The 21,813-nt window shown below is 65.1% G+C and carries 20 protein-coding genes and 1 tRNA gene; 14 read left to right on the top strand and 7 right to left on the bottom strand.

Annotation, left to right across the window (positions count from 1 at the left end; genetic code table 11):
* Positions 1-25: 25 nt before the first annotated feature.
* The 4 genes from BerOc1_RS16465 to BerOc1_RS16450 are packed head-to-tail and all read right to left on the bottom strand — an operon-like array spanning position 26 to position 3,363.
* Positions 26-721: a flagellar basal body L-ring protein FlgH gene (locus BerOc1_RS16465; RefSeq protein ID WP_071546851.1), complete on the bottom strand. Its 696-nt coding sequence runs from the start codon at positions 719-721 to the stop codon at positions 26-28.
* Positions 722-736: 15 nt separating this feature from the next.
* Positions 737-1,750, bottom strand: a complete 1,014-nt coding sequence (gene flgA / locus BerOc1_RS16460) for a flagellar basal body P-ring formation chaperone FlgA (protein WP_071546849.1) — start codon at positions 1,748-1,750, stop codon at positions 737-739.
* 36 nt (positions 1,751-1,786) lie between these two features.
* Positions 1,787-2,569 (bottom strand): flagellar basal-body rod protein FlgG, encoded by a 783-nt coding sequence (flgG, locus tag BerOc1_RS16455; protein ID WP_071546847.1) that lies wholly within the window; start codon positions 2,567-2,569, stop codon positions 1,787-1,789.
* Positions 2,570-2,586: 17 nt separating this feature from the next.
* Complete coding sequence (locus BerOc1_RS16450; protein WP_071546845.1) at positions 2,587-3,363, bottom strand: flagellar hook-basal body protein; 777 nt, start codon at positions 3,361-3,363, stop codon at positions 2,587-2,589.
* Between the two features lie 137 nt (positions 3,364-3,500).
* On the opposite strand from BerOc1_RS16450, the gene BerOc1_RS16445 reads away from it, so the two are divergent.
* From BerOc1_RS16445 to uxx1, 12 genes are all read left to right on the top strand, one after another.
* A tRNA-Gly gene (locus tag BerOc1_RS16445) sits at positions 3,501-3,576 on the top strand.
* 116 nt (positions 3,577-3,692) lie between these two features.
* On the top strand, positions 3,693-4,151 hold the full coding sequence (gene rimP / locus BerOc1_RS16440) for a ribosome maturation factor RimP (RefSeq protein ID WP_071546843.1): 459 nt from the start codon (positions 3,693-3,695) through the stop codon (positions 4,149-4,151).
* Positions 4,152-4,205: 54 nt separating this feature from the next.
* Positions 4,206-5,579: a transcription termination factor NusA gene (nusA, locus tag BerOc1_RS16435; RefSeq protein ID WP_207503316.1), complete on the top strand. Its 1,374-nt coding sequence runs from the start codon at positions 4,206-4,208 to the stop codon at positions 5,577-5,579.
* A 20-nt stretch (positions 5,580-5,599) separates the two neighbouring features.
* Positions 5,600-5,836, top strand: a complete 237-nt coding sequence (locus BerOc1_RS16430) for a YlxR family protein (protein WP_071546839.1) — start codon at positions 5,600-5,602, stop codon at positions 5,834-5,836.
* A gap of 4 nt (positions 5,837-5,840) precedes the next feature.
* Entirely contained in the window at positions 5,841-8,732 is a 2,892-nt protein-coding gene (infB, locus tag BerOc1_RS16425) for a translation initiation factor IF-2 (protein ID WP_071546838.1), read from the top strand.
* A 71-nt stretch (positions 8,733-8,803) separates the two neighbouring features.
* The gene (locus tag BerOc1_RS16420) at positions 8,804-9,097 is read left to right on the top strand and encodes a DUF503 domain-containing protein (RefSeq protein WP_071546836.1); all 294 of its coding nucleotides are present in this window, start codon (positions 8,804-8,806) and stop codon (positions 9,095-9,097) included.
* An 11-nt stretch (positions 9,098-9,108) separates the two neighbouring features.
* The gene (rbfA, locus tag BerOc1_RS16415; RefSeq protein ID WP_071546834.1) at positions 9,109-9,450 is read left to right on the top strand and encodes a 30S ribosome-binding factor RbfA; all 342 of its coding nucleotides are present in this window, start codon (positions 9,109-9,111) and stop codon (positions 9,448-9,450) included.
* Complete coding sequence (locus BerOc1_RS16410) at positions 9,425-10,393, top strand: DHH family phosphoesterase (RefSeq protein WP_071546832.1); 969 nt, start codon at positions 9,425-9,427, stop codon at positions 10,391-10,393. The genes rbfA and BerOc1_RS16410 overlap by 26 nt, the downstream gene beginning before the upstream one ends.
* Positions 10,394-11,335 (top strand): tRNA pseudouridine(55) synthase TruB, encoded by a 942-nt coding sequence (gene truB, locus BerOc1_RS16405; protein ID WP_071546830.1) that lies wholly within the window; start codon positions 10,394-10,396, stop codon positions 11,333-11,335.
* Positions 11,336-11,399: 64 nt separating this feature from the next.
* Positions 11,400-11,669 carry a 30S ribosomal protein S15 gene (gene rpsO, locus BerOc1_RS16400; RefSeq protein ID WP_071546828.1) on the top strand — a complete coding sequence of 90 codons (270 nt, stop codon included), beginning with the start codon at positions 11,400-11,402 and terminating at the stop codon, positions 11,667-11,669.
* Positions 11,670-11,923: 254 nt separating this feature from the next.
* Complete coding sequence (gene pnp, locus BerOc1_RS16395) at positions 11,924-14,173, top strand: polyribonucleotide nucleotidyltransferase (protein WP_071546826.1); 2,250 nt, start codon at positions 11,924-11,926, stop codon at positions 14,171-14,173.
* 126 nt (positions 14,174-14,299) lie between these two features.
* The gene (gene uxx1 / locus BerOc1_RS16390; protein WP_071546825.1) at positions 14,300-14,503 is read left to right on the top strand and encodes a UXX-star selenoprotein family 1; all 204 of its coding nucleotides are present in this window, start codon (positions 14,300-14,302) and stop codon (positions 14,501-14,503) included.
* A gap of 96 nt (positions 14,504-14,599) precedes the next feature.
* Here the strand turns inward: uxx1 and amrB are convergent, their stop codons facing one another.
* The 3 genes from amrB to BerOc1_RS16375 form a co-directional block, all read right to left on the bottom strand.
* Complete coding sequence (amrB, locus tag BerOc1_RS16385) at positions 14,600-15,409, bottom strand: AmmeMemoRadiSam system protein B (RefSeq protein ID WP_071546823.1); 810 nt, start codon at positions 15,407-15,409, stop codon at positions 14,600-14,602.
* A gap of 131 nt (positions 15,410-15,540) precedes the next feature.
* On the bottom strand, positions 15,541-18,825 hold the full coding sequence (locus tag BerOc1_RS19450) for a tetratricopeptide repeat protein (RefSeq protein WP_278248077.1): 3,285 nt from the start codon (positions 18,823-18,825) through the stop codon (positions 15,541-15,543).
* 190 nt (positions 18,826-19,015) lie between these two features.
* A complete protein-coding gene (locus tag BerOc1_RS16375) occupies positions 19,016-20,032 on the bottom strand; it encodes a sigma-54 interaction domain-containing protein (RefSeq protein WP_071546820.1) in 1,017 nt (338 codons plus the stop codon).
* Positions 20,033-20,464: 432 nt separating this feature from the next.
* On the opposite strand from BerOc1_RS16375, the gene BerOc1_RS16370 reads away from it, so the two are divergent.
* A complete protein-coding gene (locus tag BerOc1_RS16370) occupies positions 20,465-21,160 on the top strand; it encodes a type 1 glutamine amidotransferase (protein ID WP_071546818.1) in 696 nt (231 codons plus the stop codon).
* The gene (locus BerOc1_RS16365; protein WP_071546816.1) at positions 21,161-21,640 is read left to right on the top strand and encodes a pyridoxamine 5'-phosphate oxidase family protein; all 480 of its coding nucleotides are present in this window, start codon (positions 21,161-21,163) and stop codon (positions 21,638-21,640) included.
* Positions 21,641-21,813 lie beyond the last annotated feature (173 nt).

Below are 21,813 nucleotides of genomic sequence, written 5' to 3'. Positions count from 1 at the left end.
CAACTATGTTGCCCAGCCGCTCAGGCTAGAAGGGGAAAATGTTGTCCAGGATGCGCGACAGCCAGCCGGGCCGCTGCTTGTCCGCCAGCACGCCCTGACCGTAGATCTCGATCTGGGCCTCGGCCAGGCTGGTGGACGGGATGGTGTTGCCCGACGAGATGTCGCGTTGGCGGATCAGGCCGCGGACCACCAGGAACTGGGTCTCGTTGTTGACCCGGATACGGCGCGCGCCCTCCACCTGCAGGATGTTGCCCGGCAGCCTGCGCACGATGCGCGTGGCCACCGTGGCCTCGAAGTTGGACTCCTGGGTGGTCTCGCCGGTGCCCTCGAACTCCGAGGACTGGTTGGCGACGATGCCCATGCCCGCCTTGGCCCCCAGAGTTCCCGCCAGAGGCACGCTGCCGATCAGCCCGGTGGTCGGCATGGCCGTGACCGAGGTGTTGATGTCATTGGACTTGTCGGCCGTGGTCTCGGACTTGATCTTGGTGTTCGCGGTCTCCTCCACCTGAACCAGAACGATGTCGCCCACGCGGCTGGCGCGGTTGTCGTCGTACAGGAACTCGGACCGGTTCGAATCATAGAGGGAGCCGGGGTTGGACGCGGGGTCCTGCTCCTCGTAGGCGGGCGGCGTGAGCACGGGCATGGGCTCGTTCTCGTATTTCCGCGCGCAGCCCGAGGCCAACAGAATGGCGGCCATGACCATCAGAAAATAGCGTCTCATGACGATGCTCCTTGTCTACCTGACGACCACGGTCTCGCCGTCCACGACGGTCGCCAGGATGATCTTGTTGCTCTGCGTGTTGCGGACTTCCACCTGCTGGCCCACTCCGGCCTCGCCCATGGCCTCGGCCTTGACCGACAGCCGGATACGGTTCCCGTTGTAGACCAGGTTGACCATTTCGCCCCGCTCGACCAGCGGCACCGGCTCCAGGTGGGACATGGTGAAGACCTGGCCCCGGCCCAGGGTCCGGGCCATGCGCCACGGCCCGCCCGTGCCGTCCCAGACGTCGCGGTTGTAGGCCATGTTCATGCGCCGGAAGGTGACCTTTTCCCGGGTCAGCCGCTCCATGCGGTTCAAGGGCCGCGCGGCCACGGGCACGGCCTTCCAGACGTCGGCGAAGACCACGGCCGACCGGCGTGAAACCACCTTGCCGTCCGGGGTCATGCCGCTCAGGACGATCTCGTTCCGGCCGGGCTCGAGGTCGTCGTTCATGCTGACGACCAGCTTGTCGTAATCGTTGGGGAAAAAGATATAATGCGGCATCTGGAGCGTCTTGAACTTCACGTCCCCGCCCAGGTCCTTGGCCCGAGGCGTCAAAAAGGCGACGATCCGTGACGTGAGCTCGGCCTCGTCGATCACCCGGCCGCCGGTCTGCACCGTCAGCTGGCTCGGCAGGGCCAGGTTGTCCGCCACGTCGCCCATGTAGTATTTAAGGATTTGGGCGATCTTGTCCCGGGGCACGGTGACCACATGGCCGAGGCGGTCCGAGGCCTTCCAGAGCTTGATGGACGAGAGCGTCGGCCACTGGCGCCGGGCCGCGTCGTCCACCGGGTCCGCGATCTCGCCCAGCAGGACCTCCGGCCCCTTGACGCAGGCCACGCTCCTGACCAACCCCTTCCACCGGTTGCCCTTGGCCGCGCCGGTCATGACGGGCACGGACAGCAGGACGAGGGCCAGGGCCGCCGCCAGGGCGTACCGGGCCGCGCCGCCCGCGTTGATGCGCTGATTGAACTTGCTCCACATAAACATGAACCTGCCTTGCGGCGTGATCTCCCCGATCCGCCGCTATCGCTTGATGTTGATGGCCGTCTGCAACATGCCGTCCGAGGTGGTGATGGCCTTTGAATTGATCTCGAAGGCGCGCTGGCCCACGATCAGGCCGACCATCTCGTCGACCATCTCCACGTTGGATCCCTCCAGGAATCCCTGGGCGATGGTCCCGTAGTTGTCGTCGCCCGGGGTCCCGGCCACGGGCGCGCCCGAGGCCTCGCTCTCGCGGTAGAAGTTCCGCCCCGCAGCCAGCAACCCGGCCGGGTTCTGGAACCGGTACAGGTCGATGTCCGCCGTGGCCAGCACGGTGCCGTCCTTGTCCAGGGCGGAGATGGTCCCGGTCTCGGAAATGGACACGCTGGACGTCTCCGGGGGCACGGTGAACTCGGGCTGCAGCGGGTAGCCGCCCGCCGTGACCACGCGGCCCTGGTCGTCCAGTTCGAAGGAGCCGTCGCGGGTGTAGACCTCGTCGTCGTTCATCATGACCTGGAAGAAGCCGCCGCCCTCGATGGCCATGTCCAGCGGGTTGCCGGTGTTCTGGAAATCGCCCTGGGTGAAGAACTTGTGCACGGACACGGGACGCACGCCCATGCCGACCTGCATGCCCACGGGCGTCCGGGTGCCGTCCGGATTCTCGGTGCCGGCCACCTTCAGCGTCTGGTACATGAGGTCCTCGAACTCCGCCCGGCTCTTCTTGAAGCCGGTGGTGGAGACGTTGGCCAGGTTGTTCGACAGGGTGTCGATCTGGGTCTGCATGGCGATCATGCCGGTGGCGGAAGTCCACAGGGAACGCATCATGATACGAGCCTCCTAGGCTATACGGTGGGACGCCCCACCTGGGTGATCAGTTTGTTGTCCAATTCGTTGTCGGCCTGGATCATCTTGGTATACATGGTAAAGGCCCGTTGGGTTTCGATCATGGAGACCATCTCGGTGACCACCTCCACATTGGACTTCTCGATGAAGCCCTGAGCCACTTCAGCGTCCTCGGACGGGACGCCTACCGCCCCGTCGAGCCCGCGATAGCTGTTGGAGCCCACCCGCTCGAGCTGGGTCGGGTCGGGAAAGTCCACCAGGTCGAAGGCCCCGGCCGGTACGCCGTTGACCATGACGTTGCCTTCGTCGTCCACCTGGACGCGGCCGCCCTGGGGGATGACCAGCGGGCCGCCGTCGACCATGACCGGATTCCCGTCCACGGTCCGGAGCATCCCGTCCGCGTCGGTGACGAAGTTTCCGGCCCGGGTGTAGAGCATCTCGTTGTCGCCCTGGATGGAGAAGAAGCCCGGTCCGGACACGGCGAAGTCGAGCTGGTTGCCCGTGTTCTCCAGGCTGCCCTGGGAGAGATCGGCCTGCTGGGCGGACAGGCGGGCCTTGGCCATGATGTGCCCCTCGGGGAACAACTTCTTGCCGCGAATGTAGGTTCTCTCATCCACCAGATAGTCGTGGGCGAAACGAACGAAGGTGTCGTGAAAGGCCAACTTGTCTTTCTTGAAGGCCGACGTGTTCACGTTCGCCAAATTATTGGCGATGGATGACATCCTCAATTCATTGGATAAAGCCCCGAAAATGGCGCTTTGTGTACAATCCCGCATAGGGCGATCCTCCTGTTCGACGAGGGAATTGCACTATGCATGCCAATGCGCGGCTCACCTTTTTCGGGTTCCGGCGGGAACCTGCACGATGGTTGTTGACAACCTGCGTATATATGTATAAATAGGCTCGTTTCCAAGCGGGTGTAGCTCAGTTGGTAGAGTACAAGCTTCCCAAGCTTGGTGTCGCGGGTTCGACCCCCGTCACCCGCTCCAAAAGCCTTTCGCAGGGTTCAATAAAAGAACCCTGCGGGGTTCGCGTAGGTGAGCTCGGGCTCACCTTTTTTATTTGCCGGACCGGGTATTCCGGTCCGGCGGGAGAATTAAGGACGATGCGTCAGACTTTCGAAGAAATGTTGTCGGACATGATCCGGCCCGAGGTGGAGAATCTCGGCTATGCCTTTTGGGGACTGAGCTCCCCTTCTTCGGGCAAGAAACGCGTCGTTCGCATATACATAGACGCCCCCGGCGGGGTGAACATCGACCAGTGCGCCGAGGTCAGCCGCCAGGTGGGGCTCATGCTCGAGGTCGAGGACGTCATTCCCGGCGCCTTCGTGCTCGAGGTTTCCTCGCCCGGCCTGGAGCGCATCTTCTTCGCCCCGGCCCAGCTGGCCGATTATGTCGGCCGCACGGTCGACGTCCTGCTCTTCGAGCCCATGGGCGACCGCCGCAAGTTCAAGGGCGAGCTGGCCAAGGTCGCGGGCGACACCGTCACGGTGACCGTCGACGACCAGACCATGAACTTCGACTGGACCGCCATCAAGAAGATCACCCTGGTCCACGAATTTTAGCAGATATCACTGCCGGAGGGGAAAGGCCCCGACCGGCACAAGCGGAGGTTTATCATGTCGGAGCTGAAAAGAGCCATCGACCAGATTAGCAAGGACAGGGGTATCGACCGCGACCTGCTGATCGACACCCTTGAAGAGGCCGTCCGGTCGGCCGTGGCCCGTAAGTACGGCGAGACCATGGACATCGAGGTGGCCTTCAACGAGGAGCTCGGCGAGATCGAGGTCTTCGAGTTCAAGGTGGTAGTGGACGAGGTGCACGACCCGATCAGCGAGATCGCGCTCGAGGACGCCGTGGCCCACGATCCCAACGCCCAGCTGGACGACGAGATGGGCTTCCCGGTCAAGGTCGAGGACCTCGGCCGCATCGCCGCGCAGTCGGCCAAGCAGGTCATCATCCAGCGCATGCGCGACGCCGAGCAGGAAATCATTTACGAAGAGTACAAGGACCGCGTGTCCGAGATCGCCAGCGGCATCATCCAGCGCCGCGACCGCACCGGCTGGATCATCAACCTCGGCCGGACCGAGGCGCTCCTGCCCAAGGAGGAGCAGATCCCCAGAGAGCGCTACAAGCGCGGCGACCGGGTGCAGGCGTATATCATAGATGTATTGAAGGAGTCGCGCGGACCGCAGGTCGTCGTGTCCCGGTCCCACCCGGACTACATGATCGAGCTGTTCAAGCGCGAGGTGCCCGAGGTGGCCGACGGCACGGTCAAGATCATGGGCGTGGCCCGCGACCCGGGCCTGCGCGCCAAGGTGGCCGTCATGTCCCGCGACCGCGACGTGGACCCGGTGGGCGCCTGCGTCGGCATCCGCGGCTCCCGCATCCAGAACGTGGTCCAGGAACTCAAGGGCGAGCGCATCGACATCGTGGTCTGGTCCCCGGACATCGCCATGTACGCCCAGCACGCCCTGTCCCCCGCCCTGATCTCCCGGATCACCGTGGACGACGAGGATGAAGCGCTGGAAGTGGTCTGCCCCGACGATCAGCTGACCCTGGCCATCGGCCGCAAGGGCCAGAACGTCAAGCTGGCCGCCAAGCTCCTGGGCTGGAAAATAGACATTTTCACGGAATCCCGGTACGGCGAGCTCAACGCCGCCCGCAAGGGCATGGACCAGATCGCCAGCGTGGCCGAGGTCCCCATGGAGAGCTTCTTCAGCGCGGGCTTCGAATCCATCGAGTCCATCGTCCAGGCAACGGACGAGGAACTGCTGGCCATCAAGGGCATGACCGAGTCCAAGATCGGCGACATGCGCCTGGCCATCAACATGCTCGCTCCCGACCTTGAGGCCGAAACCGACGATTCGGCCGACGCCCCCGAGGCTGAGGAAACGGTCCCCGAGGCGATTGAGGAAGTGGTCGAGGAAACGGCCGAGGACGGAACCGAAGACGAAAACGAAACTCCCGCCGAGGGCGAGGAGAACAAATAGGCTCCGCAAGGGGGCGACGCATGGGCGGCAAGGGACACCAGCCCGAACGCATGTGCGTGGTCTGCCGCGAGCGGTTCCCCAAGGGGGAGCTGATGCGGTACGTGCTCCCGGAGGAGACGGATGGACCGGACGCCAGCCCGGTGCCGGACCCGGCCATGAACAGGCCGGGACGTGGATATTACGTATGCGGCCAGGCCCGGTGCGGGGAACGATTCCCCAAGATGATCGTGGGCCTGATGAAGAAACGTGCGAGGTGATTAGATGACGGCGAAGGTTCGGGTAGAAGACTTGGCTGCTGAGCTCGGTCTCAGCAACAAGGAGATCATTCAGCAGCTTCGTGAGATCGGCGTTCAGGCGAAAAGCCAGAAGACCGTCGTGGAAGACGAAGATGTGGACCGCCTCAAGGCGGAATTGAAGAAAGGCGGCGGCAAGAAGGAAGTCCGCCGCGTGGGCGAGTCCGGCGTCATCATCCGGCGCAGGCGCAAGAAAGCCAGATCCCCCAGGGAGGAGGCCGTCGAACCCGAGGTCGAGGAATCGGCCGAGGAGCCGGAGGAGTCCGTCCCGGAGACTGGTGCGCCCGAAGCCGTCGAGGCCGCGCCCGCCGAACAGGAAGCCGAGGCGCCCGCCGCAGAGCCCGAGCTGGAGCCCGCTCCCGTGGAGGCACCGCGCAAGGCCGCGCCCAAGGTCAAGATCATCAAGCCCGCCGTGGAGGAGCCCGAAGAGGCCCCCGAAGCGGAAACCGCCGAGGCCGAGCAGGCCCCGGCCGGTGAAGCTGTGGCTGCAGAGGCCGCTCCCGAACCCGCGCCTGCCGAAGCCCAGCCCGAACCGGAAGCCGTTTCCGAACCCGAAGCCCCGGCCCCCGTCGAGGAAACTCCGGAAGAGGCCGTCTCCGAAGAGGCCGAAGCCGCCGTGTCCGAAGAGGACAAGGCGGACAGGGGCGATGCCAAAAAGAAGAAAAAGAAGAAGCGCGAGCCCGAGGCCCCCAAGGTCAAGATCATCTCCATGCCCACCGAGGCCGAGGTGCAGGCCCGCGAGGCGGCCAAGATGACTCAGCCCGAACGCCGTCCCGGCGGTCGTCCCGGCGGACGGCCTGGCCCCGGACGCCCTGCGGCCGACCGTCCCGGCGGTCCGCGCCCGGGCGGCCGTCCCGGTCCCGGCGGCGCTCCGAGCCCGGTCCCGGATCCGTCCGCGGGCGATGGCCGCAGCAAGAAGAAAAAGGGCAAGAAGGACCGCCGCGTGGTGGAATTCGCCACCGATGGCGGCCAGGATCATACCAACAAGCTGTACAATGACTCCAATTTCCCGCAAGGCCGCAAGGGCCGCAAGAAAAAGGGACGTCGCGGCCAGCAGCAGATGATGCAGCCGGAACAGACCCAGGCGCAGCCCATGAAGGCGGCCAAGCGCAAGATCAAGTTCGACGAGGCCATCCGCCTGGCCGACATGGCCCACCAGATGGGCATCAAGGCCCAGGACCTGATCAAGGCCCTGTTCGGCTTGGGCGTCATGGCGACCATCAACCAGTCGCTGGACCTGGACACCGCCAGCCTGCTGGCCGGCGAGTTCGGCTACGAAGTGGAGAACGTCTCCTTCGACGAACAGGAATTCCTGGTTCCCACCGAGTCGGACAAGGACGAGGATCTCAAGCCGCGTCCTCCGGTGGTGACCATCATGGGCCACGTCGACCACGGCAAGACCTCCCTGCTCGACGCCATCCGCATGTCCAACGTGACGGAAGGCGAGGCGGGCGGCATCACCCAGCACATCGGCGCGTACCACGTCCAGACCAACCGGGGCGAGATCGTCTTCCTGGACACCCCGGGCCACGAGGCGTTCACGACCATGCGCATGCGCGGCGCCCAGGTGACCGACATCGTCATCCTGGTGGTCGCCGCCGACGACGGCGTCATGGACCAGACCCGCGAGGCCATTTCCCACTCCAGGGCGGCGGGCGTGCCCATCGTGGTGGCCGTGAACAAGATGGACAAGGAAGGGGCCAACCCGGACAACGTCAAGCGCGAGCTTGCCGAACTCGGCCTGTCTCCCGAGGAATGGGGCGGCGACACCATCTTCGCCCACGTCTCGGCCAAGCAGAAGCAGGGCATCGACGAACTGCTCGAGATGGTCCTGCTCCAGGCCGAGGTCATGGAGCTCAAGGCCAACCCGGACAAGCACGCCCGGGGCCACATCGTCGAGGCGCGCCTGGACAAGGGCCGCGGCCCGGTGGGCACCATGCTTATCAGCGAAGGCACCCTGAACCAGGGCGACAGCTTCGTGTCCGGCATCCACTTCGGCAAGGTCCGGGCCATGTTCAACGACCAGGGCAAGAAGATCAAATCCGCCGGACCGGCCATGCCCGTGGAAATCCAGGGCTTCGACGGTCTGCCCGAGGCCGGTGACGAGCTCTTCGTGGTGGACGACGAAAAGGTCGCCCGCCGCATCGCGCAGTCCCGCGCCATGAAGCAGCGGGAAAAGATCCTGTCCGCCAAGACCAAGGTCACCCTGGAGTCCTTCCTGGCCTCCAAACCCAACGACGAGGCCCAGACCCTGAACCTGGTGCTCAAGGCCGACGTGCAGGGTTCGCTGGAAGCCGTGACCGAGGCCCTGAACAAGCTGTCCACGGACGAGGTCAAGATCAGCGTCGTCCACGGCGGCGCGGGCGCCATCACCGAGTCCGACATCCTTCTGGCGGGTGCCTCCGAGGCCATCATCATCGGCTTCAACGTGCGCCCGAACCTGAAGGTCAAGCAGATCGCCGAGCAGGAAGGCGTGGAAATCCGCTTCTACGACATCATCTACAAGCTGGTGCAGGAAGTGAAGGACGCCATGAGCGGCATGCTCTCCCCGGACATCGAGGAGGTCTACCTGGGCCAGGCCGAGGTGCGCGCCACCTTCAGCGTGCCCAAGGTCGGCATGATCGCCGGCTGCTTCGTGGCCGACGGCAAAATCACCAGGGGCGGCAAGGCCCGCCTGCTGCGCGACGGCGTGGTCATCTACACCGGCCAGGTCGCGTCCCTGCGCCGCGAGAAGGACGACGTCCGCGAAGTGGCCAAGGGCTACGAATGCGGCATCGGCCTGGAGAAGTTCAACGACGTCAAGGTCGGCGACACCATCGAGGTCTTCGAGACCAAGGAAGTCGCCCGCACCATCGACTAGCATAACGGACGAAAAATCGCGGGCGGCTCATTGCACGATGGGCCGCCCGTGTTTATTTTAGGGGAATCGGCATGATCATCGGCGTTCTCCACCTCGAGTTCAGGCTCCACGGCAACCGTTCCCTCAAGGGCAAGCGCAAGGTTTCCCTCAGCCTGAAGCAGAAGCTCCGGAACAAGTTCAACGTCTCGGTCGCCGAGGTGGACGCCCTGGATGTGCACGACAAGCTGGTCCTGGCCGTGGTCACCACGGCCAACGAATCGGCCCGGGTGGAAAGCACCCTGTCCAAGGCCCTGGCCATGGTTGAAGCCATCTCCCCGGCGGAACTGACCCGCTGCAACACGGAAATTTTCTCGGATACCGAGTAGAGGACAAGGCAATGAAAGCATCCGGTTCCAGACGCGCCGTCCGCATGGGCGACCAGATCATGCGCGAGATAGGCACCCTGCTCGTGGAGGAGGCGGCCGACCCGCGCCTGAACCTCGTCACCCTGTCCGGCGTGCGCATGAACGCCAACCTGCGCATCGCCGAAATTTTCTACACCGTGTCCGGCGACGCCGAGCACCGCAAGGAGGTTCAGGCGGGGTTGGAGAAGGCCACCGGTTTCCTCCGCTCCCGGCTCGGGCGCACCCTCAAGCTGCAATACACCCCGGAACTGCGCTTTCAGTTCGACGAATTCCTCGAGGACGTGGTCTATGGAAAATCCCATCCGACGGATTAGCGAGATCATCCGCGACCACGACGAGTTCCTGGTCGCCTCGCACTACAGCCCCGACGGCGACGCCATCGGCTCCATCTGCGCCCTGGGCCACATCCTGGCCGCGCAGGGCAAGAAGGTCAGCCTGTACAATCCGTCCGGCCTGCCCTCGCGGTACGCCTTCATCGACACGCCCGCGCCCGTCGAGCGCGAGCTGCCCGAGACCCTGCCCGCCTGGACCTTCGTCCTGGACTGCGGCAACGGGGAGCGCATGGGCGAGGCCCTGGCCGCCCGATCCGGCGAGACAGATTTCGTCAACATCGACCATCACCTGGGCAACGACGAGTTCGGCGCGGTCAATTGGGTGGACCCGTCCCAGCCCGCGGTGGGCAACATGGTCGCCCTGCTCGCCCGGGAGATGGGCGTGCCCCTGACCGGCCCCCTGGCCGAATGCGTCTACCTGGCCGTGGCCACGGACACCGGCTTCTTCACCTACGGCAACACCACCCCGGAGTCCCTGGAGCTGGCCGCAAGCATGCTCCGTGACGGGTTGGACCTCGCCCTGATGAACGAGCGCATCACCAAGCAGTGGTCCGAGAACCGCATGCGGCTGTGGACCGAGGCCATGGGCGCCATGGAGCTCTTCCTGGACAAGCGGGTCAGCGCCACGGTCATCACCAAGGAGATGTTCGCCCGCACCGGCACCGGCAACGCGGACACCGAGAACCTGATCAATTTCCTGCGCCGACTCAAGACCGTGCGCGTGGCCGCCATCCTGCGCGAGGAGGGGCCGGACTTCTACAAGTTCAGCCTGCGCTCGTTCGGCGACGACAACGTCCAGCAGGTGGCCGCCACATTCGGCGGCGGCGGACACAAGAACGCGGCCGGCGGGTCCATCAACGCCCCCCTCGATGAGGCCAAGGCACTCCTCGTCCAGGCCGTGGCCGACAAGCTGGGACTCGCCTAGATGGGACGCAGACGCAACAAACGCAGCGCCGAACAGCTCGATGGCCTGCTCATCCTGAACAAGCCGTCCGGCCCCACCTCGGCCGCCTGCCTGAACGACATCAAGCACCGCCTCAAGCAGTTCAAGATCGGCCACGGCGGGACCCTGGACCCGATGGCCCAGGGGGTGCTCCTGGTCCTGCTCGGCAACGGCACCAAGCTTGCGCCGTACCTGACCGGCGGGACCAAGACCTATTCCGGTACCTTTCGGCTCGGAATAACCACGGACACTCTTGATATTCAAGGAGAAGTGCTCAAGGAAAGCCCGGTGGAGGCAGTCCCGGCCGATGTCGAACGTGAAATTTTGTATTGGAAAGAGTTGACAGAGCAGGAAGTTCCTGCCTATTCGGCTGCCAAATACAAGGGTAAGCCGCTGTATGCCTTGGCCCGCGAGGGCCTGGAAACACCGGTCAAGAAAAAGCCCATTGTTATTTCTCATGTGGAAGCGCTGGACGTGAATCCGCCTGAAGCGGCATTCAGGGTCAGTTGTTCCGCGGGCACCTACATACGATCCCTGGTCCACAGCTTGGGGACTCGAATGGGGTGCGGCGCGGCGCTGACCAGCCTGGTCAGGGAAGCCAGCGAGCCTTTCCGGCTCGAACAGGCTTATTCCCTGGAGGACGTCCTGGAGAATCCGGAACTGTTTCCGGAACGGGTGATCCCCCTAAAGGACACCCTGCCCCACTGGCCCAGGTTCCGGTTGACCGAACCGCTGGCCGGACTCGTCATGAACGGGTCCTGGCTGCCGGTGTCCGATCAGCCGGGCGCGTTGCTCGCGGGCGAAATCGGCGACCAGGCCATGCTGCTCGGTCCCGACGACGAACCGCTGGCATTGGTCGAGGCGAAACTCCAGGACGGCAAGCCCAGATGGGCCATTCTCCGGGGACTCTGGAACCGGGACTGATCCGCTTAGAGCTCACTGTCCGGCATAACATAACAAGCAACATCCAACTTAGGAGGATATCGCTGTGGTGATGACTGCTGAAGAAAAACAGAAGATCATTGACGAGTACAAGACCTGCGAAGGCGACACCGGGTCCCCGGAGGTCCAGGTCGCGCTGCTGACCGCGCGCATCACCTACCTGGCCGATCACTTCAAGACCCACACGAAGGATCACCACTCCCGCACCGGCCTGCTGAAGCTGGTCGGACAGCGCAGGAAACTTCTCAAGTATCTGCAGAACAAGGACATCACGCGCTACCGCGAGCTCATCGGCCGCCTTGGCCTGCGCAAGTAGTTCTTTGAAGAATTGATGTTCGGGGGAGGTCAAACCTCCCCCGTTACGTACGTCACTTTCTGCGTCGGAGCCGTCTTTTCGGGCGCTCCCTGATCCCCACGCCCTGTTTAGTTGGCTGCGGAAGGCGTTTTTGGGACACTTTTCAAGTTTCCCATCGACCCAAAAGCCCCTCCCCAAGCCGGCTAATCCACCAGCGGGATTATCGCAGAAAGTGATTCACCTTTATTGCCTTATAAAAAGGCAGGAGAATCTCTATGACGATGATTCCTTTCGATGCCACCAAGGTCACCGCGACCGTCGGCGGCATCGACATCTCCATCGAAACCGGAAAATTCGCTCGCCAGGCCTCCGGCGCGGTGACCATTTCCTCCGGTAACACGACCGTACTGGTCACCGCCGTGACCCAGCCCCTGGAAATCGACCGCGGTTTCTTTCCGCTGACCTGCAACTACCAGGAAATGGCCTATGCCGCGGGCCGCGTGCCGGGCAACTATTTCCGCCGCGAGGGCCGTCCCTCCGAGCACGAGACCCTGGTCTCCCGGCTCATCGACCGCCCCATCCGGCCTCTGTTCGCCAAGGGCTTCGCCGATGAAGTCCAGATCATCGCCACGGTCCTGTCCGCCGACAAGCGCGTCAACCCGGACGTCCTGGCCCTGACCGGCGCTTCCGCCGCCTGCCACATCTCCAAGATGCCCTTCCTCGGCCCCATCGTGGGTGCCCGCGTGGGATACGTGGACAACGAATTCGTCCTCTACCCCTCCTATCGGGGCATTGAGGAGCGCTCCTCCCTGAACCTCGTCTTCGCGGCCACCCGCGAGGCCATGGTCATGGTCGAAGGCGGCGGCAACTTCGTCTCCGAAGACCTGGTGGCCGACGCCCTGGCCTGGGGCCACGAGCAGGTCCGCCCGCTCTTCGACATCCAGGACGAGCTGCGCGAAAGGGTCGGCGTGCCCAAGATCGAGGTCACCGCTCCGGTGCGCGACGAGGAAGTGGCCGAGTACCTCGGCGAGATCCTCACCGCCGACCTGGAAAAGGCCCTGACCACCCCCGAGAAGATGGTCCGCTACGCCGCCAAGGACGCGGCCAAGCAGAAGGCCAAGGAGGCCGTGGCCGAGAAGTTCCCGGAGGACGAGGCCAAGCTGGCCGCCGTGGGCGACATCGTCGGCGACATGACCAAGAAGATCGTGCGCGAGCGCATCGTCAAGGAAGGGCTGCGCATCGACGGCCGCGACACCACCACGGTGCGCCCGCTGTCCATCGAGGTCGGCCTGCTCCAGCAGACCCACGGCTCTGTCCTGTTCCGCCGTGGTGAAACCTGCTCCCTGGCCGTGGCCACCCTGGGCTCCACCCGCGACGAGCAGCGCTACGACTCCCTGCTCGGCGACGCCACCAAGCGGTTCATGCTGCACTACAACTTCCCGCCTTACTGCGTCGGTGAAGCCCGCATGCTGCGCGGCACCTCCCGCCGCGAAGTGGGCCACGGCGCCCTGGCCGAACGGGCCATCTCCCCGGTGCTGCCCAGCCCCGACGAATTCCCGTTCACCATCCGCGTGGTCTCCGAGATCATGGAGTCCAACGGCTCCTCGTCCATGGCCTCCGTGTGCGGCGCCACCCTGTCCCTGATGGACGCGGGCGTGCCCATCTCCGAGCCGGTGGCTGGTATCGCCATGGGGTTGTGCAAGGAAGGCGACGACTACTTCGTGCTGACCGACATCCTTGGCGACGAGGACGCGCTCGGCGACATGGACTTCAAGGTCGCGGGCACCCGTGACGGCATCACCGCCATCCAGATGGACATCAAGATCGCCGGCATCCCGCAGGACGTCCTCAAGAAGGCCCTGTACCAGGCCAAGGAAGCCCGCACCCACATCCTCGACCACATGGCCGAGGTGCTGGACAAGCCGCGCGCCGAACTGTCCGACCTGGCCCCGCAGATGGCCGTGGTCTACATCGACCCCGAGAAGATCCGCTCGGTCATCGGACCCGGCGGCAAGAATATCAAGGCCATCACCGCCGAGACCGAAGCCGACATCGACATCGAGGATTCCGGCAAGATCTCCATCTTCGCCCCGACCCTGGCGTCCATGGAAAAGGCCAAGGAGATGGTCCTCTACTACGACCAGAAGCCCGAGCCCGGCAAGAACTACAAGGGCGTGGTGCGCAAGATCCTCGAGGTCGGCGCGCTGGTCGAGATCCTGCCCGGCCTGGAAGGCATGCTGCACGTGTCCCAGCTCGACTTCGAGCGCGTGGAGCGCGTGGAAGACGTGGTCCAGCTCGGCCAGGAAGTCTGGGTCAAGTGCATCTCGCTTGAGCCCGGCGGACGCATCCGCCTGTCCCGCAAGGCGTGGCTCATGGAAGAGGCCGGCCAGGAAGTCAACCTGGACGACTTCAAGCGCCCCGCTCCGCGCGGCGGCGACCGGGGCGACCGCGGTGACCGAGGCGGCCGTAACGACCGCGGCGGACGGCGCGACAGCCGGGGCGGCCGAGGCCGCGACCGCCGCTAGGCCCATCCGTCAGCGATAATGAAACGCCCTGCCCGGCACCCGCCGGTCAGGGCGTTTTTCTTTGGTCCCCGGGCGGGGTTGTGCCGGTGCCTGCGCAGGTGGTATCCTCGACAACAGGAGCGAACCATGAGCGAGATCGTGATCTACGGCAAATCCACCTGCCCGCACACCAAGCGGGCCCTGGCCGCGCACCCTGAGGCGCGCTTCGTGGACATCCTGGCATCGGAGAAGAACCTGGAGGAGATGCTCAGGCTGTCCGGCGGACAGCGGCGCATCCCGGTCGTGGTCGAGGACGGAAAGGCGTGCGTCGGCTTCAGGCGGGGCTCCTGACACGTCTGATCCCCGGCAGGCTGCCGGACCACGAAAAAAAGGCCATCCGATGGATGGCCTTTTTTTCTTTGCCGCGCCGGGTGAGAAACCGGCCCCCTAGCTGACCAGCACGCCCGCGTAGCCCACCACCTGCTCGAAGTCGCCCGAGACCTCGCCCGAGGTGGCGTAGTCCACCAGCTCGGCGCGGGTCGCGCCCAGGGTAATGGCCGCGAAAAGGCCGGTGGTCATGGGCAGCACCCCACACATGGAGATGTGCCGCGAGCGCACGGTGTCATAGAGCGCGGCCGGGTCGAGGGTCATCATCGGTTCGAGCGCCATGCCGTCCATCTTGCGGGCGGCCTCGCTGGTGATGTAGTGACTCATGTCCGAGCTGACCACGATGGACACGGGCGCGCCGAAATCCTTGAGCGCCCGCCCCATGGCCCTGCCCACCCGCTCCAGGGATTCCAGGGTGGGCGAGGAGACGCACACGGGCACGATGGTCGTCTCCGGGTTGAGCCGCTGCAGGAACGGCAGGACCACCTCGATGGAATGCTCGCCCATGTGGGCCGAGGTGTCCTCCTTGACGGCCGGGTCTGCGTCGAGCAGCGCCTCGGCCAGTCCGGCGTCGATGGGCAGGGCCGCGCCCGGGATGTTCCAGGCCCCGTCGGGCCACAGGGCGAACCGCTCGCCCCGCCCGGTATGGTTGGGCCCGAGCAGGAGCACGGTGGGCGCAAGGTTGGCCGTGCCCAGCGTCTTCCCGCAGACCCCACCGGAAAAGACATACCCGGCATGGGGCACCATGGCCAGCAGGGTCCGGTCCTCCTGCCTGCCCTCGGCCCGGCCGAGGAACCCGTCCACCGCTTCGCGCAGCCGCTCGGGCTGCGCATCGTAAAACCGTCCGGCAACTATGGGCTGTCTGTCCATGTCTCCACCTCAACAAATGGCTGTTTTAACACCCTGCGCCTGATGCTTAACACATTCCCGCGCGCAACCAAACCCGCGAAACGGGATTTTCGCGCCCGGAATGAAAATGGAACGGCCCGGCCGGAAACGGCCTAGCCCGGATTGGGGGCGTATTCGCTGGCCTTCTGCTCAAGCTCGTAGGTGTCCAGGGCGGACTTTGCCAGTTGCGCCTGGAGGGAGTCGGGCTTCTTGTCGATGATGTCCTGGAGCAGTTGCTTCCATTCGTCCATGGCTCCGGCCTTGCGGTAGATGCGGGCCAGCTTGAACCGGGTGGAGGCCCACTCGGGATTGTCCGGGGAGATGTACTTGTCGTACTCCTTGGCCCACTTGAGGGCCTCCTCGTAGCGCCCGGACCGCTCGGTGGCATAGATGGACATGAGCACCGCGTCCTTGATCTTCTCGGGATCGCCGTTGGTCTGCAGCAGCAGGGACAGGGCCTCCTGGGCGTAGACGAAGACCCGGCGCAGGTCCTGGCGCTCCATGGCGTCCTTGGCCATGTAGTACATGGCGTAGGCGCGGAAGGCCGGATCCACGGTGGTGTCCTTGGCCAGGTCGGCCCACAGGGTCACGGCCCGCTTGCCGTCGCCCATGTTCTGCAGGGCCATGGCTCGGGCGTAGTCCACCTGGCGCTTCTGCCCGGGCTCAAGCTTCCAGTTCCTGGAGGCCATGTTGACCAGATCGTTGATGTCCTGCCAGGCCAGCTGGTCCAGGTAGATGTTCACGGCCAGGCCCAGGGCCTGGTCCGAAACGCCGGGAATCTGCTTCCTTGTCAGGTATGGCTTGAGCAGGTCCAGGGCCTTGTCGGGCTGGCCGATCTTCCAGTAGCTGGTGGCGATGGCAAGCTTGGTGTTGTCGTCGACCTTGGAGTCCTTCTTGCCGATGAAGTCGTAGGTCTCCCAATAGCGGACGATGCGGCCGTAGCGCTGTTCCGCGAGCATGCCGGGCACGGCCCGGACAAAAACCGAGTCGCCCAGGGTGCGCGCCTTGTCCACCAGCGGGCTGTCGGGATATTTCTCGATGAGATCCTGGGCCGCGGTCAGCGCCTCGGGGTACTTCTTGTTGAAGGCGTACCACATGGCCAGCTTGAGCTGGGCGATGGGCGCCAGCGGGCTGTCCGGGTGCCGGCTGACGATCTCGGTGTAGACCCGCTTGGGATTGAGATTGTACGGACGGTTGAAGACGTCGACCATCTCGCTCATGCCCGGATCGTCGTAGATGCCCTCCTCGGCCAGGCGCATCTTGCTGATGAGCCCGCCCTCCTTGTCGGGGTAGTTCTTGACCGCCTTCTCGTAGACCTGCTTGGCAGGGTCCTTCTCGTTCTTGCGCAGGTAGATGTCGCCGATGCGGGCCAGGACCACGTCCGCGCCGTCGGCCTCGGGGTTGAGGTTGTAGTAGGTGAAATAGTGGTTCTTGGCCTGGTCCCACTTCTTGAGCTGCATCTCCACCCCGCCGGCCAGCCGCAGGAATTCCATGTTCTCCATGTAGTAGTCGGGCCAGCGCTTGTCGATGTAGTCCACGATCTGGAACGCCTGGTCCAGGTAACCCAGCCGGTTCAGGGAATCGGCCAGGTAATAGGCGGCCTGCTTGGCCAGCTGGTGCTCGGGATAGGTCTGGATGAGGTACTGGAACTGGTCGGCGGCCTTCTTGTAGTCGCCCTTGCGATACCAGTACTCGCCCCAATAGTAGCTGATGGCCGGAATGTTGTCGTCTTCCGGGTACTTGTCCTGGAGAATCTTGAAATAGGCGCGGGCCTCGGGGAAGTTGCCCACCTGGAGGTTGAGCAGGCCGAGGTTGAGCAGGGCGCGCGGCACCCGGCTGGAGCGCAGGTTGGCGTTCATGGCCTGGATGTAGGCCTGGGCCACCTCGTCGAATTTGTTCGACAGATCGCCCGCGTCGAGTTGCCGCTTGATGTCCGCGATGGCGTACAGGGTCTCCTCGCGCACGTCGTCCGGCAGCTTGGGCTGCTTGAGCAGGTCCTCGTAGATGGGCAGGGCGTCGTCCAGGGCCCCGTTGAACATCATGGACTGCGCCTCGTAGAGCTGGTCGCGGATGGCCTGCATCCGGGCCTTTTCCTGCTCTTCGGGCGTCAGCTTCTTCTCCGCCTGGCCGTCGGCGCCGGGCTGGCCGCCCTGATCGGAGGCGGGCTGATCCGGGACGGACTGTTCATCGGCTGGCTGCGCGGGCTCGGGCGACGGGGCCTCGGCGGTCTGCACGGGCTGTCCCGGGGCCGGTTCCGCAGGCTGGGCGGGTTCCGGGGCCGGAGCGGCCGTCTGGGGCGTCTCGGGCGCGGGCTGCGTCTCGGCCGGAGGCGGCGACACCGCGCCGCCCGCCTGGCCCGGGCCGGATACCGGTGGCGGAGGCGGAGCGACCGCCCCGCTGACCTGCCCCTGGCCGGACACCTCGTCCGGGGCCGGGACCTCGGCCATCATGGGCGTCCCGTCCCGTCCCGCCGATTCGGCCGGGGGCGGGGTCACGCTGCCGACCATCTGGCCGGGGGACGGAGACTCCTGGACCGGTGCCTCGGGAGCCGGTTGCGGCTCGGGCCCGGCAGGCTGCGGCAGGGGTGTGACCGCCTGGCGCGTGGCCGGTTCGCCAACCGGTCCGGACGCGACGTCAAGCGGAGCTACCACCGGGGCGCTCCCCCCGGCATCACCGGCCAGTTCCGCGAACTTCACGTCCTCGGCCGACTTGTTCACCGCCTTGAAGCGCAATTCGCTGGCGGGCGGATAGTCGCCGGTCACGGCCTCGGCGGGCGCGGCGGCCGTCCGTACGCCCGGGGCCTGGGCGGCGGGCGCTTGGTCCGCCGCTTGGCTGACGGGTGCCTGGTCGGCGGGAGTCTGAACCTCGTTGCGCACCGAATAGGGCACGGCGAAGAACGGCTTGCGCTCGGCGGACGGAATTTCGGGAGGCAGGTCGGCCTCTCCTCCCGCAGGCCGGGGCTGGTCGGGCCGGACCGTGGAAAGATTGCGGGCCACGTCCGCAGCCGAGGGAACCATGGGCTCGGCCGCCGGAGCGGATGCGGATGCGGCGGGAGCCTGGACGGCGGGGGCCGGGGCGGGCGTGGCGGCCTGTCGGGCCGGGGGCGCGTCGGGCGACCGCCAGCGCGCGCCGATGGAATCGGCGTAGACCTGTAGCACGAATTCGGATTTGCCCTGGGCGGGCACCCGGATATAGCCGAATGCGTCGGTGGAGGTGGTTATTTCCACCCCGTTGTCCGTGGTGGCGATGGATTTGACGAGGCTGCCGGGGAGGTCCCGGGCATCGGGCCGGGCTTCCCGGCTCCAGATGCCCATGGGCAGCAGGACCTTCAGGGTCCGCTTGCCGGTTCGCGTTACGGGCGACTGTGGCAATGTGTCGGAATCAAAAGCAAAAGTCATCCTCTCCGAACCGCCCTGAGAGGAAAAACCTACCCGCAGGGCTTGGGCGGGATCGGCCAGGATCAGTCCCAAGACAAGGGCGGCCGCCAGGGGCCAGGCTATACTTTTGACATATTTCACAGTCACGGCAAGCGGTTATGCAATTGTCGTGCTACCCGCGAAACGGGCAACTCCTGCACTCCCCCGCGGGTTACAGCAAATCCCTTTTTTTCAACTTCTCGATGAGGGTGGTCCGCTTTATGCCGACCAGCTCGGCGGCCTTGTTCTTGATCCCGTCGGCCTGTTCCAGGGCCTCGGCCAGCAGGCGGCCCTCGATGGCCTCCAGGAAGTCCTTGAGCTTGAGATCCTTGTCGCGCATGTCCTTGAGCGAGGGCCAGGCGAATCCGGCCGGGCGCATGGGCACGACCTTCTCTTCCTTCCTGAGCGGCTTCTCGCCGATGTCCGCGAATATCTTGTCCGGCAGGTCCTCGGGCCGGACCTCGCAGTCGTCGCACAGGATGGTCAGCCGCTCCATGAAGTTCTCCAGCTCGCGCACGTTGCCGGGCCAGGAATATGTCAGGAGCATTTCCCGCGCCTTGTCGGACAGGGCCAGCGGCTTGCGGGCCTTGCTGCCGCAGTGCCGGTTCAGGAAATGCTCGGCCAGGAGCAGGATGTCCATGCCGCGCTCGCGCAGGGGAGGCAGATTCAGGGGGATGACGTTGAGGCGGTAGAAAAGGTCCTCGCGAAACCGGCCCGAGGCCACCTCTCCCTCCAGGTCCCGGTTGGTGGCGGCCACCACGCGCACGTCCACCTTCTTGATGGAGGTGCCGCCCACCCGCTCGATCTCCTTCTCCTGGAGGGCGCGCAGGATCTTGACCTGCAGCGACAGGTCCATCTCCCCGATCTCGTCCAGGAAGATGGTCCCGCCGTCGGCCAATTCGAAGCGGCCCGGCCGGGAGCGGATGGCGTGGGTGAAGGCGCCCTTCTCGTGCCCGAACAGCTCGGACTCGAGCAGTTCCCTGGGGATCGCCCCGCAGTTGATGGGCACGAACGGCATGTCGCGCCGCTCGCTGTTGCGGTGCAGCGCCCGGACCAGCAACTCCTTGCCGGTCCCGGATTCGCCCATGACCAGCACCGTGCTGTCCGTGGGCGCGACCTTGCCCAGGACTTTGAAGACCTTGGCCAGGGCCGGACTGTTCCCGATGATGCCGTCCAGGTTGAGCGACATTTCCCCCCTCCGAAATTCATATGGATACGCGGCCGACAGGACCCCCTGCCCCGCAACCATATCTTTACTATATATCTTCTCTGTCAATTTACTGACGGCATGTCAACGACTATAACTCCTTCACACAAAGAAATTCTGGAAAATCGCCCTCCTGCCCGGCCGCTTCGCGAAGAGGACTCCCGGTCCCGTCCGGGAGAGGACCGAAAACCGATTCGAACCGGCTTCCGGCCGCCCGCCATTTTATCGAAAATTTCTCTCCGCCGTATCAGTTCTAAGAATCGATAGGGCCGGATCGAACGGACCGAACGGGCACCCCCGCGCCCGGTCCCGAAAAACGACGGCCCGGCGGGCACCCGGCCCGCGCCCGCACCGTTGGCCCCATATTTGCTTTGGCAGACCAACAAACGCAACCACGGAGGATGCAGCAAAGCCATGCGAATTCATACTCTCGAACACGTTCCGTTCGAAGGCCCCGCCGCCCTTGAACAGTGGGCCCGGGCCAACGGGCACACCCTGGCGCGCACGCCGGTCTATGCGGGCGGCCCCCTGCCCGGGCCGGAGGACTTCGACTTCCTGGCCGTGCTGGGCGGTCCCATGAGCGTCCACGACGAAACCGAGCACCCCTGGCTGGTCGCCGAAAAGGCGCTCCTGCGCGGGGTGATCGAGACCGGCAAGCCCATGCTGGGCGTCTGCCTGGGAGCCCAGCTGTTCGCCGAAGCGCTCGGCGGCGAGGTCACCCGCAACCCCGAACCCGAAATCGGCTGGCTGGCAGTCGAAGCCACCGCCGGGGGAGCCGTCTCCCCGCTGTTCAAGGGGTTGCCCGATTCGTTCACGGCCTTCCACTGGCACGGGGACACCTTCTCCATCCCGCCGGGAGCTGTCCATCTGGCGCGTAGCCGGGCCTGCGCGAACCAGGCCTTCGCCTTCGGGAACCGCATTCTCGGCGTACAGTTCCATCTAGAAACCACCCCGCGCAGCATGGAGCTGCTGCTCACAAACTGCGCCGACGAGATCGTGGACGCGCCGTTCGTGCAGGACGCGCGGCAAATGCGCTCCCAGGCCGACCGGTGCGACACCATGCGTCCGACGCTCGACACCCTGTTGAACAACCTCATAAAGGAGAACTAGATGCGGCATCCCAAGCGCGAAATTCAGGACAAGGCCATGGTGGAGGAGCTGCTCAAGCGCTGCACCACCCTGCAACTCGGACTGTGGGACGGCGAGAGGCCCTACGCGGTCACGGTGGACTTCGGTTATGCCGACAACGCCATCTACTTCCACAGCGCCATGGCCGGGTTCAAGATGGACTGCGTGCGCGCCAACGGTCTGGCCGCCTTCACCACGGTGGTGGAGAGCGAACTGATCCGGGCCGAGGACGGCTGCGGCTACACCACCCACTTCACCTCGGTCAGCGGCCGGGGGCGTGCCACGGTACTGGAGGACCCGGCGGAAAAGGCGGCCGGGCTCGACGTCATCCTGGCCCAGCACCAGGGCCCCACCGGCGGGTACCCGGAAAAGGTCCTGCGCAAGACCGCCGTGGTGCGCATCGACCTGGACGAGATGGTGGGCAAGGTCAATCCCGCCTATCCCGGCGATCCGCAGATCTGATCCCCCCTCCCCATCCATTCCGACCATACGGGCCGGAGGCGACCGCCTCCGGCCCTTTTTCGCGTCCAGGGCCCCGTACCGTCCGGTGCGAACCGCGCAAAAGCGTACCGATCGGTACGATACGGCCGAATCGGACCGCCGTTGTTTCGCACCGATCCGTACAATCACGCCGA

Origin of the sequence: Pseudodesulfovibrio hydrargyri, from assembly GCF_001874525.1 — a bacterium.
Lineage (GTDB): Bacteria > Desulfobacterota > Desulfovibrionia > Desulfovibrionales > Desulfovibrionaceae > Pseudodesulfovibrio > Pseudodesulfovibrio hydrargyri.
This window is presented reverse-complemented; position numbering and strand designations above follow the sequence as displayed.